Genomic DNA, 13,500 nt, shown 5'->3' with positions numbered 1-13,500 from the left:
CTTTATTTGATCACTCATTCGTCTCTTTTTTGATTTTCCCAGATTTTTCGTAAAATCGAAGCAAATCTCCGTAAACAATTTTATCAGAGTACTCAAGCTCATTTTTCGCTTTTTCCATGTATGGCTCACATGCTTCAACAGAATCAATTGCTTCCCCTGTTGATTTGTTATAACATGTGCCTTTCGTGTATACATATTCCTTCGTGATAAAGCTTCCATCACGAAGCACGGTAAACTCTGTATAGTCTTCAGAAAACAGATCGGAACCAAAATCAATATTTTGCTTTGTATCAATTCCAAGTAAGTGAAGAATGGTAGGCTTTAAATCAACCTGACCTGAAACATTGTGAATAACCTTTCCTTCTTGCCCTGGAATATGAATGATTAATGGTACTCTTTGAAGCTGTGTACTCTCTAAAGGTGTAATTTCTTTTCCTAAAAACTCACCCATTGTCTTATTATGATTTTCCGATATACCGTAATGATCACCATAAAGGATAATAATGGAGTCCTCGTACAATCCAGTTTCCTTTAAATCCTCAATAAAGAGTTTTAATGCTTCATCTTGGTATCGGACCGTAGGAAAATAATTATTTACGGTTTTATTTGTAGAATCATAAGGTTGAATATACAAATCTTCTTCTCCAAGTTCAAATGGGAAGTGATTCGTTAGAGTAATAAATTTCGAGTAAAACGGTTTTGGCATATCTAGTAAATGATCAACTGATTGTTCGAAGAAAGGAATATCTTTAAGTCCCCAACCAATCGAATTTGTCTCATCTACGTCATAATCACCCAAGGCATAGAATCTTGTATAGCCTAATGAATCATACATTAAATCACGATTCCAGAAGCTCTTGTTATTGGCATGAAGTGAAGCGGTGTAATATCCATTTTCATTTAGAATTTCTGGTGTTGCTCGATACTCATTTTCTGAATGAGTAAAAAATACTGCCCCGCGGCTTAATCCATATAGCGAATTTTCAACGATAAACTCAGAATCTGACGTTTTGCCTTGTGCGGTTTGGTGATAGAAGTTATCAAAATAATAACTTTCCTTAATAAATTGATTTAGGAAAGGAGTAATTTCTTGGCCATTTACTTCCTGATTAATAACAAAGCTTTGGGTTGACTCCATTGAAATTAAAATCACATTTTTTCCTTTTGCAATTCCAAACATATCATCACTAGGACGCTTGTAATTTGCTCGAACATAGTTTTCAATATCCACCAATTCACTGCCGTCTGCCAATGCCCTTTGAGCGGATGATTTGGACTGTAAGAACGCATCGTAAATATGGTAATTGTATGTTCCAATGTTTTTGACAAGCATTTCCCTATCAAATGTTCGGGTAAGGAGCTGTGGTCTTTCTGCTTCTGCCATGCCTAAATTAAAAAATGCAATAGCAGCCGTAAGTAAATAATACGCGCTTATCACTACTTTATTTCGATTTTTCTGTTCGTTTAAGTTTGGTCTGCGTAAGACAAATGCAACAATTAGAAAGAAATCAGTGAAATATAAAAGATCCTTCCATTCTAATAGTTCATTCACACTACTTCCTAAGTCCGCCATATTACTTGTTTGAAACAAAACCGGTATCGTTAAGAAATCATTAAAGAAACGATAAAAAACAACATTTCCAAACAAAACGGCTGACATAAGAAAACTTGTCGTAATAATGAATCGGCTTTGGCCTTTTCCCTTTAAAAATAAGCCAATACCAATGATCAGCATTAGGAAACTTAGTGGATTTATAAATAAAATAAACTCTTGTCTCCAGTTTTCAATTTTAATATCAAAGCTAGTTTTATAAACGATATACGTTTTTATCCAGAGCAATACAATTGCAATTGCAATTAAAGGGAATTTTGACCAGTTCAACTTGTTCATGCAGATGGTACCTCCTGTTTCTTTGGTCAATGGTATATTTTGGTAGAATTATAGTTAACCAAAAATAATCTTAATACTTTTTTAACAAAAAATCAAACTCATCATTATAATTATTTTATAGAATGTTAAATTACTGACCTCCATATTACCCTAATAATAGACGTTTGAAACCTAAAATAGTTTCAACTTTGTCCTATTTTTTTAAAAATAAAAAAGAACCTCCACTTTAGATGTAGAGGTTCGTCCTTATTACTTACTTACATAATCCCTTATTAACCAAGCTGCTCCAATCACACCTGCGTCATTTCCGAGTGTCGCAACAGCGATTTTTGTTGATTCCTTAACTCTTGAGAAGGCGTATTTCTCAAAGTTTTGACAAACGCTGTCTAGTAAGATATCTCCCGCTTTTGAAACTCCACCACCAAGAACAATTTTCTCAGGGTTAAGTGTGTTTGCAATATTTGCTAATGCTAATCCAAGATGGAAACTTACTTCTTCAATTACTTCTTTTGCAAGAACATCCCCATTTCTCGCACTATCGAATATATTTTTGGCTGTAATGGTACCCTCTTCACGATAAATAGATGCGAGTTCTCCACTTGAATCCTGTACCGCCTGAAGCTTTTCTTTTCCAATACGAACGATACCTGTTGCTGAAGCGATGGTTTCCAAGCAGCCTGTTTTTCCACAGTTACAAGGTGCCCCACCAACAGGGATGGATGTAATATGACCAATTTCACCAGCTGCCCCACTTACACCTTGAACTATATGCCCGTTAGCGATCACACCGCCTCCAACGCCTGTTCCTAATGTGACAGCAACGATATCCTTCCCACCATTTCCAGCACCCTTCCACATTTCACCAAGAGCCGCACAGTTAGCATCATTGTCAATGATAGCAGGTAAAGAGGTTTCTACTTCTAATAAATCCTTTAAAGGATAGTTATCATCCCAACCTAAATTTACAACGTTGTAGATAATGCCTGTAGCATAATCCACTGGACCAGGTGCACCCATTCCAATCCCTAATAGCTTACTTTTAGGTTGATCTAATTCTTCAAGTGCCTGATCAATTGATTTAGCTATATTTATCGTAATATTTTTCCCCTTATTGCTATTATCTGTTGGAATTTCCCATTTCTTTAAGATTTCACCGTATTGATTAATAAAAGCAAGCTTTGTTGTTGTTCCCCCTAAATCTACCCCAACCAACCACTTATCTGTCATATTAACACCTACTATTCTTTGTTTTTTAATTGTTGAATTTCATGACGGACAATAAACAATGCCGTTTGAAAGTCTTGCTCTTCAATCAACTGTGATTGATGCAATTCTTTCAGTTCTTCCTCCATCAATTCTAAATCAGCAAGGCGATCACCCACGTAAATAATGGTTCCAAACTTCTTTAAAAATTGTTGAATATCATATGTATTCTTCATGTATTTACCTCAAGCACTAAATTGTGAAAGCTTATACAAACGCTTTCATAAAAAGTATAATCGAAAACCGCGCTATACTCAATACTGCAAAAAAAATATGCCTTTCTAAAAGAAAGACATGTGTTATCTATCAGGATCTTGTGGGTGTAAAATTTCTGGTCTCTTACTCTTTAAAGGAATTGGTGATCGAATGAGAACATCTTTTAGTGCTTTTATATCAAATGGGATGAATGGCCAAAGATATGGGACACCAAAAGATTTCATATTTGCGAGTAATAGAATGAGTAATACGGTCCCCACGACAAATCCGATCGTGTGGAATAGCGCTGTAAAAATGAGTAAGCACAGCCTTACTAATCTTGATGCTAAGCTTAACTCATAACTTGGTGTTGCAAACGTTCCTAGGGCTGCAATAGAGAAGTATAATATAACTTCATTACTCAATAATCCTACTTCGACAGCAACTTGTCCAATCATTAGGGCTGCTACAAGACCAAGTGCAGTTGCTAAAGCTGATGGAGTATGAATAGCTGCCATCCTTAGCACGTCAAGCCCAATTTCAATCAGCAAAAACTGTAAAAAGAGCGGTATCTGCCCCATCTCATTTGGCCCTATAAAAGCAAGAGCATCTGGCAATAATTCTTTATTCGTCGCTAATAAATACCACATTGGTAACAAAAAGATAGAAGCCCAAACCGCAATAAAACGTACTAATCTAAGATATGCACCAACAATAGGTTTGTTTCGATACTCCTCTGCATGCTGCAGATGATGCCAAAAGGTGACCGGGGCAATGATTACACTCGGTGACCCATCGACGATAATACATACATGTCCCTCATATAAATGGGTAGCCGCTGTATCCGGTCTTTCGGTATATCGAATAACAGGGAAGGGGTTCCAATGTCTACCTGACAGATACTCTTCGATTGTTTTGTCTGCCATCGGTAAGCCATCTGTATCAATTTTTGATAAAGATTCTTTTAACTGTTTAACCATATGGGGATCGGCAATATCTTCTATATAACTAATGACGATATCAGTCTTCGATCTTCTTCCGACCTGTAAATATTCCATCCGTAATGTTCGGTCTCTTACTCTTCTTCGTGTCAAGGCTGTATTAAAAACTAATGTCTCGACAAAGCCATCTCTTGCTCCTCTAACCACCCTTTCAATATCCGGCTCTTGAGGACCACGAACGGGGTAGGTTCTCGCGTCAATTAGAATGGCTGTTGGTATTCCATCTACAAGAAGGGCTGTAGGACCTGCTAATACGGTATCAACAACCTTATCCAAATCGTCAGTAGTTTCCACTTCGACATAAGGAATATATGTTTTTAGCAACGCACTCAGTGCGTCAGGCTCAAGCTGCTCCTTCTTTAAATCTGCTAATAGCTTCATTAAATAGTGAAGAATATCATCTTTTACAAAGCCATCAACAAAATAAAACGCCATTCCTTTCTCAGCATACTCTACATCTAATTGAATAACATCAAAGCTTTTATCAACACCAAGAGCATCCCTTAAATAACTTGTATTAGTATGTAGTTTTGAACTCACTTTATGTTTAGTTGCTTCCATAGCTTCACCTCGTTCAATTGAAGAGCTTACTCCAAACATTTCCATGTATACTTCAACATCATAGACATCCCCCCAAAAAAACATACTCTACCAATGGAAAAAGGTGATGCTTAAAAACATCACCTTAAGAAAATTGAATTTACTGTTGTAATTTGTCTATAAAACTTTGATATTCCTCTCGATCAGGAGCAAGTTCTACTGCTTTTTGCGCATATGTTAGTGACTCTTCACTGTTTCCTAATTCATAGTAAATGAGGGAAAGATTGTAGTATGCCTCATGAAAGTATGGATCATGTTTAATTGCTCTTTGTAAATGGTTTGCCGCAGAAGATAGATCGTTTCGTTTAATCTCAACATAAGAAAGCTGAAAAAATAATTCCGCAGAGGATTGATGAGTTTGAATGGCGTTGGACAATAAACGATAGGCTTTATCATAGTCCTCGTCTTGAATATACACCTGAGACAAGACCATCACTGATTGTGTATCTGTAATTTTTTCTGGATTTGTATACCCATACCACAAAATACTACCCATTCCTGCTAAAGTAAGGAATAAAAACAATAGTTGCTGGACCCATTTTTTATGTTTTGGAAAATGGACAATCGATGCAGCTAGAAATCCTCCAACAAGCCCGCCAAGATGACCAGCGTTATCAATTCCCGGGATCGTAAAACCAAGAGACAGGTTGATAGCAATGACAACAAGAACATTGTAGCCCATTGTCCGAAAGAAAAGGGAACGATAGTTAAGCCCAAAGTATAGAAGAGCACCAAAGCATCCAAAGATTGCACCACTTGCACCAGCGGAAAGACTTGTAGTGAATAGAAAACTTGCCAGTGAGCCACTAAATCCAGCGACCAAATATATAAAAAGAAATCTCATTCGTCCATAGATTCTTTCTATTGTAGGGCCAAGATAATACAACGCCAATGTATTCATAAATAAATGGAAAAATCCGATATGAAGGAGGATGGGTGTTAAAAACCTCCACCACTCTCCCTCTAGAATAAGCGGATTAAACTTCGCACCATACTTAATGAGTGTGGCCGTATTTGTGCTTCCACCTTTCCACTCAAGAAAAAGGAAAGCGATGATTTGAAGGCCCATGAAGAGATATGTAAAAAAGGGTTTTCCATTTTCAAACATCCTCTTCTCAATTTTTATACGTTCAATTGCTGTTTCTAACGTATCATTCTTTAAGAGCTCAATTTCATTTAGAGAGTACACCGCCTTGCTCTCAAGTGGTATTTCCTCACTGAATATATGTTCCAATTCAGATATTTCCTTGTTATATGTGTCCCGGGTAATCACCTTTGTCGTGACATTTGTTTTGAGTATCTTTTTTCCTGAAAGTAGAAACTCATAGTCATCGACCGGTGGATAGGCTGACACATATAAATTTAATATGTTTGCCTCACCACGAATCAATTGACGTCGCATTGCTTCACCATTGTTTCCACTACTTTCTATATCCCGAGCAAGCCAATTGCTCCAGTCTAAGTCGATCCTTCTAAGACGAATTATTGGTACTTGTTTGTTTTCTACTCTTTCAAACCACAATTCCTCTTGCGAAGGAGAGGTTCTTAACAGTCGATACTCCTTTTTATGAATAAGAAAATGTGCAAGCTTCCAAAATAAATAATCTTCTAATTGATTCAAGCTTCCCCCTCTTTCCTTTACAAACATTTACTCACATTATATACGAGATTAGTTCCTAATAAAAAAGTTTTGAGTTTAGTGCTTACACAAACGAAAAATGAACATAAAAAAGACCAAAGTACAAAACTTTGGTCTTTTTTATTAATAGGCAGGACGTCCTGAGAATACCGTTTTTGTCATTAGATTTCTTACATACGGTACATTCATTAAAGAACTTATAACAAGTTTTCTTATCATAGGACTACCTAGTACGATATTAACCAATCGAAAACGATTCTTATAGGCATAATATCCACCAATACCAACTAATACCATGGAAAATAAACGTGACATTTTCATCCCTCCTACCTATAGTTTGAAACGTCAAATTCATTTTTATCCATGACAAATGAAAATCATTTTTCAATATTCATGACAGGTTCCATAGTCTTTTTCAACACTTTAACAGAGTGAGCAAACTTTACCTTCTCTGTTTCATCTAGTTCCAAATGGATGACTTCTCTAATTCCATTTCTGTTCACTACTGCAGGTACACCTATGTAAACATCTTTTTGATCATATTCACCGTCAAGGTAAGCCGAAACAGTAAGAACGGAATTTTCATTTTGAAGAATCGCCTTTGTTACTCGAACTAACCCCATCGCAATTCCGTAATAAGTTGCACCTTTTCTTTCAATAATATGATAAGCAGCATCTCTTACATTAAGAAAAAGTTCTTCTAAATCCTCTTGCTTATACTCGCTACTTTTCTTGATCCATTGTGAGATTGCACTACCGGCAATGTCCGCATGACTCCAAACGGGAAGCTCTGTATCTCCATGCTCACCGATAATGTAGGCATGAACATTTCTTGTATCTACATTAAAATAATCTCCTAACAGGTAGCGAAACCTTGCTGTATCGAGAATGGTACCAGATCCAATGACTCTCTCCTTAGGCAGGCCAGAAAATTTCCAGACAGCATAGGTTAAAATATCTACCGGATTTGTTGCTACTAGAAAAATACCGTCAAAGGAGTTTGCCATAACTTGCTCAACAATCCCTTTGAAAATACGGGTATTTTTTTCAACTAGGTCTAATCTTGTTTCACCAGGCTTTTGATTTGCCCCAGCACAAATGACAACTAAATCAGCATCTTTACAATCACTATAATCACCAAACCATATCTTTGTTGGGCTTGGAGCAAAAGGCATCCCATGGTTTAAATCCATAGCATCACCTTCAGATTTTTCTTTATTTAAATCGATTAGCACTAGCTCTTCCGTTACCCCTTGGTTTAACAATGCAAATGCATAGCTCGAGCCTACAGCACCTGTTCCAATTAGAGCTACACGATTAACATGATTTTTCATTCCATTCCCTCCTTAGTTCATTACTTATGGTTTCCACAATTGATTATTTTCATGACCTAATACATTAACAATATCGCAATGGCAGGAGCAAAGCCAGATATAAAGTTAACAACGTCATTATTAAAGAATTTTCTTCCTCTAATTAAGGTAGTTTTTCTTTGGCAATGAACCATTTTCTCGGTTTCCACTCCACAGCGTGAACACTTATACAATGCTTGTACATATGCACCGAGGAAAGTATCTATAACATTGCCGAGAAACCCAAAAAGGAAAATCACCCAAAATTCAGATATTTGTAAGTGGAATAGGACGTAAGATGAAAACGCAATCACTACGGCTCCTACGATTGCTGCTATTGTCCCTAACAGACTGACTGCTCCCGACGTACCTCTTTCGACAACTGTAAATGTTCGAACAGAGTAAGGGCGTTTTTTACTTAACGTCCCAATTTCCGATGCCCAAGTATCAGAGTTAGAAGTAGCAATAAAAACACAAAATGCTAAAAGTAAACTATTGGTTTGAAAGAATCCATACAAAACGCTTATTAGTGCCGCCATGCCACCATTGGCCAACACTTGTTGATAATCCCGCCTAGAACCCTTCTCGTGCTTCTCTTCTACTAGTATCTTGTCTTTTCTTTTGTATACAGACCAAAGACTTGATGAAGCAAAAAATATCCCTAATAAAATCAATCCTTCTATCCCTAAGCCAAAGCAAATAAGTAGACCGACAAATACGGCTGTAACACTTCCTGACTTTGTCAAAAATCGTAAGGCATACCCAAGAAGAGATGCCAAAATGATAAAGGAAGGCATTAGGATATATTCAATCAATACTAATAACCTCCTCTGGGGTAATTAGCTTTTTTACTGGAACATCATGTGGTTCTAACGGAAGGGTAGGTTTGATTTGTTCTGGAAAAGCCAAAGAGATGGTCTTACCTTCATAATCACTTAGAAATCGATCATAATAACCACCACCGAAACCTATACGGTAGCCATTTGTTGTATATCCTAAGCCAGGAACAATCACTAAATTTATTTTACTTTTATGAACTTCAACCGTTTGACTGACAATCGGTTCTAGTAGACCAAAAAAGACAGATTCTAGTTGTTCAAAAGATTGAATACCATGAAAAGTCATTGTACTCGTCTCTTTGTGACATTTTGGAACAACAATCGTTTTCCCTGTTTGCCAGGCTTCACGGATGATGGGGTATGTATCTACTTCAGGTGTTCTCGAAATGGTAATTGCAATAGTAGTAGCATCCTTCCACTCCTCTGTTTTGAATAAACGGGTAGCAATCTGAGCGGATTGGATTTCATATTGTTGTTGCGGCTTTTGCTGAAGATCTTGTTGAAGGCTAGAGCGAAGGAACCTTTTACTAGTCAATGAAATTCCCCCTGGTATCTGAATATTTGTATGTAAACACAAAAAAAAGCAGTGGGAATGACCCTACTGCTTATTTTGTTTCACGGTGTAAAGTAACTCGCTTTAATCTTGGGCAATATTTTTTCAGCTCGATACGATCTGGGTTATTGCGCTTATTTTTTGTAGTGATATAGTTACGATCACCAGTTTCAGTGCAAGCTAATGTAATGTTCACACGCATATTTATCCCTCCAAACTCTATCTGTTCAGACTTGTTCGTTATTTGTTCATACGACTTTTCTATAATACCATTATTTATTTTGAAATGCTAGTGTGTTTTTTTAAAATTGTATCATTAAGATGTAGAAGCAAATTCTTCTCCGTTCCTTGAATCACCCATGCGGTACCTTTTCTTAAAGTTTGAGCAGGGATGGATAGATCGAGTGTAAAGATACTTGCAGCAGCTCCCTTTCCCAACGGTTGATATTTCAAGATTCCTTTTTTTTGATCAGCCCATATTTGTTCAGTAGGAATATTCCAAAGAGGCTGAACGGTTTGCTGAATGGTTCCTTCTTCAGACTGCCCATTTACTAGGAACATTTTTTCACCTGAAAGATGAAATATTACTTTTTCAAGGGGCGATACAAATGAGAGGTGCTCGGTCGCTACCTCGTGATGACGGCTCATAAAGACTAGCTTCATGTTCTTTTCCACTTCATTATGATTTCTGACATATACTTGGAACAAACGAACTTTTGAATGGATACTTTCTTCTTTAACATGAATGGAAATCGACTCTGAAGAAATTAATTTTTCATGGCCATTTGAAATCCAATGCATATTACCACCTATCCAAACACCTGGAATAGTTGAAAACTGTTTTCTCATATTAGGAGTGTGTTCAACTGAATCCTTTTCCATTGACAAATACGTATTTGTTATCATTTTACACCCCTTGATAGATCGTTATTTGGTTACGGCATTCATAGGCCATCGCTCTAGCAACTTCGATACTCTCCGCATGTGTATAGATGGTAATATACTCTTCCATTTCGAACGGAAAAATATATACCCAACGATTATCACTCAAGTGGAGCTTGATTCCTTCTTTAATGTCTATTTCCTTCGTATTTTCAAGCATACTCTCAATAAGTATTCTTACCATTTTACTCTTTAAATTTGATGGACAGTGAATTTTCGTTACGGTCACTATTGCATCAAATGGAATTTTGGTTTCAAGTTTCTCCATGCTGTATTCACTACCCGGAAGATCTTCATGCTCATAGTTGGGCCCACTTTCAAAGAAATCTACAGGTTGGGAAGTGACACTTCTACTTGCTTTACTCTGTATCTCTTTCTTTCCAAAAACCAACATATTATCAACCATACTTGCTCCCTCTTCAACCACAACATATGAAGCAATGACACAATTTACAATGTGAGAATCCTTTTTAATTTGAACTCCGTCCCATAGAATACAATCTTCTAAGAAACAGTCACTTTCAATAACACAATTATTACCGATGACTGTGTTCGTACCGATGATTGTGTTTGGACCAAGTTTAGAACCTTCACCAATAAGAACCGGTCCTTCCATTCTACATAATGGATCAATCTCACAGTTCGGGCCAACCCACACACCCTTTTTAATCTGCTTGTATCCTCTTTTTACTTCCCATCCCAAGAATGGTGACAAGTAATCTCGATGAACTTGGTGGTATGTATGAATTTGACCAATATCAATCCAATAGCCCTCCAAACTAAAGCTGTATAGAGAAACATTCTTCTGTAGTAACAGAGGAAATAAATCATGGCTAAAATCAAATGGACGGTCGCATGGAATATAGTTTAGTATGGTTGGTTCAATAATATAAATTCCTGTATTAATTTGATCACTGAAGATTAAATGCTGAGGTGGCTTTTCTAAAAAGCAACGAACTTTTCCTTTGTTATCCTTAATAACGATCCCATAATGCTCTGGGTGTGACATCGTGGTTGTGACTACCGTAAGGTCACTTCTTGACTCATAATGGAATGTAACAGCCTTATGAAGATCAAATTGATTAACCACATCTGAAGATATGACAATAAATGTTCCATCAATAAACTTCTTTAAAGCTTTAAGACCACCTGCAGTACCCATTGGGTTTGTCTCATAAAAATAAACAAGTTTTACTCCATATTTGCTCCCGTCACCACAATGTTTTTGTATTTTCGTCGCTAGATGATGGATAGTTATGGCTATTTCAGTAACTCCCTGTGATTTTAACCATGAAATACAAAGATCAATTACAGGAATATTCATTATGGGTACGAGAGGTTTTGGAGTTAACAATGTAAGTGGCGACATCCGGGACCCTTTCCCGCCAGCCAAAATCACGCCCTTCATTCTTATCTCTCCCCTACATCCTTTGTTTGAACGAACTTATCTATAACCTTATCTGCAAAACTGTTTCTTCAAAAACTCGATGTGTTTCCTCCGCAATTCTTTTCCAGCTATACATAGCCTCAACCATTCTTTTCCCACTCTCACCTAATTGAACTGCAAGTTCTTCATTGTCTAAAAGAATCGTTGCCTGCTCAATAAAACTCTTTGTATTATTGCTACTCATTAATAAACCCGTGTTTAGATGATGGATAATGCTCTTTAGACCTCCAACATTCGATACAATCGTTGGTTTCGAATAGGCCATAGCTTCTAGCGCGACGATCCCAAACGGCTCATACAAACTTGGAAAAACAGCAAAATAACATTGCTTAAAAAGAGCTTCTCTCTCAGCATCTGTAACAAAACCAATAAAATAAATATTTTTCAGCCCGAGTATTTCCACTCGATGTCTGAACTCTTGGAGCATTGGACCTTTCCCTGCAATCACAAAGTAAACATCAGGCCGACTTATTTCCATTTCTTTGGCTGCTTCAATGAGGGTATGGAACCCTTTTTCCTTTACCATTCTACCAATTGAAAACACCATTTTTTTCTCTGGATGGATAGGAAATTTATCCAATACTTCCTTACTATAAGTAATGTTGGCAATGCTTGTATCTATTCCATTGGGAATCATGACAATTTTATGGGGCTCTATATCAAAAATGTGAAGTACTTCTTCTTTCATAGATGTGCTACAAATAATGACTTTATCTGAATGAAGGATGAGCTCTTTCTCTTGTTCATAAATCTTCTTTTGCATCTCAGTATATATGCCTTCGTTCCTACCATGTTCAGTAGCATGAATTGTAGTAACTAGAGGTAATTGTCGGTTCTCTTTTAATGTCACTGCAGCAGCGCCTACGAGCCAATCATGCGCATGAATTAAAGAATATTCATGTTCCTCCATAAGTTCCATAGCTTGATGTATTATGGATAAATTTAAACCTCCCACCCAACGAATAAAACTGGAGTCTCCCTCATTTAAAGGAACTACTCTAAAAATTTCTATATTTCCTATTCTTTCATACATAGGAAGTTCCTCAATCCAAGTCGTTAGGATATGGATCTGAAAGCCAATGGATGTTAATGCTTTAGCTAATCCTTCCACATGTCTGGACAAGCCTCCAACCACATTAGGAGGGTACTCCCAAGAAAGCATAAGAATTTTCTTATTGTTCACGCTCCCACTCACTTTCCTTCACATTTTCATAGTAGCTGTATGTACTTACATATTCATTCCAGCCACGTGAATTTCTTAATACCAAACGCAGTGATTTTTGTTCTCCAATGAAGTCCGTTTGTTCAATTTGAATCAACTCAGACCTTTGAACTGGGAAGTATTGATCTTCCAAAAAAAACCCTAATTCCAGTAAATATACCTTGTTTTCCTTTAATCCTTTTAAGGTCCAATCGTTTCGTTGTAAGGGCACTCTAATATCTAGGTAAGGACAAGTTGACTTATTATTTCGTAATTGTTTGGTCACGTCATACACTCTTACAACCTGACCTTCTATAGACTGTTTAAAAAAACGCTGTATAACATCCAATTTTAGCGGTGATGTATACCAACATACGAAAAGCTTGTCTTTAGCAATAAATTGAGTGTATATCCCATCCTTTTCTTTTATTTTAGCCAATGTATTAGAAACAATCGTCATTATGCACCTCAAGAAATTAGAAATTAACAGTATATGTTCTCTTTATTTAAAAATACCTATTTGTTAGTTTCATCGTAGCATTGATACGTTTCTCTCACAATAAACACATTTTGTCGT

The 13,500-nt window shown here is 36.8% G+C and carries 14 protein-coding genes; all 14 read right to left on the bottom strand.

Annotated elements, in window-relative coordinates:
- Positions 1-10 precede the first annotated feature (10 nt).
- Positions 11-1,891, bottom strand: coding sequence for an LTA synthase family protein (locus M3175_RS02535; RefSeq protein ID WP_251514300.1), 1,881 nt, complete (start codon positions 1,889-1,891; stop codon positions 11-13).
- Positions 1,892-2,140: 249 nt separating this feature from the next.
- Complete coding sequence (locus M3175_RS02530; protein ID WP_251514298.1) at positions 2,141-3,118, bottom strand: ROK family glucokinase; 978 nt, start codon at positions 3,116-3,118, stop codon at positions 2,141-2,143.
- Between the two features lie 11 nt (positions 3,119-3,129).
- Positions 3,130-3,330 (bottom strand): YqgQ family protein, encoded by a 201-nt coding sequence (locus tag M3175_RS02525; protein WP_251514296.1) that lies wholly within the window; start codon positions 3,328-3,330, stop codon positions 3,130-3,132.
- A 123-nt stretch (positions 3,331-3,453) separates the two neighbouring features.
- Positions 3,454-4,911, bottom strand: a complete 1,458-nt coding sequence (locus M3175_RS02520; protein WP_251515253.1) for a spore germination protein — start codon at positions 4,909-4,911, stop codon at positions 3,454-3,456.
- A 139-nt stretch (positions 4,912-5,050) separates the two neighbouring features.
- Complete coding sequence (locus M3175_RS02515) at positions 5,051-6,571, bottom strand: rhomboid family intramembrane serine protease (RefSeq protein ID WP_251514294.1); 1,521 nt, start codon at positions 6,569-6,571, stop codon at positions 5,051-5,053.
- 141 nt (positions 6,572-6,712) lie between these two features.
- Positions 6,713-6,904 (bottom strand): protein YqgO, encoded by a 192-nt coding sequence (yqgO, locus tag M3175_RS02510; protein WP_251514292.1) that lies wholly within the window; start codon positions 6,902-6,904, stop codon positions 6,713-6,715.
- Between the two features lie 62 nt (positions 6,905-6,966).
- Complete coding sequence (locus M3175_RS02505) at positions 6,967-7,923, bottom strand: L-lactate dehydrogenase (RefSeq protein ID WP_251514290.1); 957 nt, start codon at positions 7,921-7,923, stop codon at positions 6,967-6,969.
- Positions 7,924-7,979: 56 nt separating this feature from the next.
- Positions 7,980-8,756 (bottom strand): DUF92 domain-containing protein, encoded by a 777-nt coding sequence (locus M3175_RS02500; RefSeq protein WP_251514288.1) that lies wholly within the window; start codon positions 8,754-8,756, stop codon positions 7,980-7,982.
- A complete protein-coding gene (locus M3175_RS02495) occupies positions 8,749-9,315 on the bottom strand; it encodes a 5-formyltetrahydrofolate cyclo-ligase (RefSeq protein ID WP_251514287.1) in 567 nt (188 codons plus the stop codon). Before M3175_RS02495 ends, M3175_RS02500 begins: the two co-directional genes overlap by 8 nt.
- Positions 9,316-9,385: 70 nt before the next feature.
- Positions 9,386-9,535, bottom strand: a complete 150-nt coding sequence (gene rpmG, locus M3175_RS02490; protein WP_066049658.1) for a 50S ribosomal protein L33 — start codon at positions 9,533-9,535, stop codon at positions 9,386-9,388.
- Between the two features lie 74 nt (positions 9,536-9,609).
- A complete protein-coding gene (locus M3175_RS02485; RefSeq protein ID WP_251514286.1) occupies positions 9,610-10,239 on the bottom strand; it encodes a hypothetical protein in 630 nt (209 codons plus the stop codon).
- Between the two features lies 1 nt (position 10,240).
- Complete coding sequence (locus M3175_RS02480; RefSeq protein ID WP_251514285.1) at positions 10,241-11,683, bottom strand: nucleotidyltransferase family protein; 1,443 nt, start codon at positions 11,681-11,683, stop codon at positions 10,241-10,243.
- A gap of 40 nt (positions 11,684-11,723) precedes the next feature.
- Entirely contained in the window at positions 11,724-12,905 is a 1,182-nt protein-coding gene (locus tag M3175_RS02475; protein ID WP_251514284.1) for a glycosyltransferase family 4 protein, read from the bottom strand.
- The gene (locus tag M3175_RS02470) at positions 12,895-13,383 is read right to left on the bottom strand and encodes a DUF4912 domain-containing protein (RefSeq protein WP_251514283.1); all 489 of its coding nucleotides are present in this window, start codon (positions 13,381-13,383) and stop codon (positions 12,895-12,897) included. The genes M3175_RS02475 and M3175_RS02470 overlap by 11 nt, the downstream gene beginning before the upstream one ends.
- Between the last annotated feature and the right edge of the window lie 117 nt (positions 13,384-13,500).

Source organism: Robertmurraya korlensis, from assembly GCF_023715225.1.
Lineage (GTDB): Bacteria > Bacillota > Bacilli > Bacillales > Cytobacillaceae > Robertmurraya_A.
This window is presented reverse-complemented; position numbering and strand designations above follow the sequence as displayed.

What these genes read in the sequence shown, in the direction of transcription:
- M3175_RS02535 (WP_251514300.1), bottom strand. Translation starts at nt 1,891, where the DNA reads ATGAACAAGTTGAACTGGTCAAAATTCCCTTTAATTGCAATTGCAATT.
- M3175_RS02530 (WP_251514298.1), bottom strand. Translation starts at nt 3,118, where the DNA reads ATGACAGATAAGTGGTTGGTTGGGGTAGATTTAGGGGGAACAACAACA.
- M3175_RS02525 (WP_251514296.1), bottom strand. Translation starts at nt 3,330, where the DNA reads ATGAAGAATACATATGATATTCAACAATTTTTAAAGAAGTTTGGAACC.
- M3175_RS02520 (WP_251515253.1), bottom strand. Translation starts at nt 4,911, where the DNA reads ATGGAAGCAACTAAACATAAAGTGAGTTCAAAACTACATACTAATACA.
- yqgO (WP_251514292.1), bottom strand. Translation starts at nt 6,904, where the DNA reads ATGTCACGTTTATTTTCCATGGTATTAGTTGGTATTGGTGGATATTAT.
- M3175_RS02505 (WP_251514290.1), bottom strand. Translation starts at nt 7,923, where the DNA reads ATGAAAAATCATGTTAATCGTGTAGCTCTAATTGGAACAGGTGCTGTA.
- rpmG (WP_066049658.1), bottom strand. Translation starts at nt 9,535, where the DNA reads ATGCGTGTGAACATTACATTAGCTTGCACTGAAACTGGTGATCGTAAC.
- M3175_RS02485 (WP_251514286.1), bottom strand. Translation starts at nt 10,239, where the DNA reads ATGATAACAAATACGTATTTGTCAATGGAAAAGGATTCAGTTGAACAC.
- M3175_RS02480 (WP_251514285.1), bottom strand. Translation starts at nt 11,683, where the DNA reads ATGAAGGGCGTGATTTTGGCTGGCGGGAAAGGGTCCCGGATGTCGCCA.
- M3175_RS02470 (WP_251514283.1), bottom strand. Translation starts at nt 13,383, where the DNA reads ATGACGATTGTTTCTAATACATTGGCTAAAATAAAAGAAAAGGATGGG.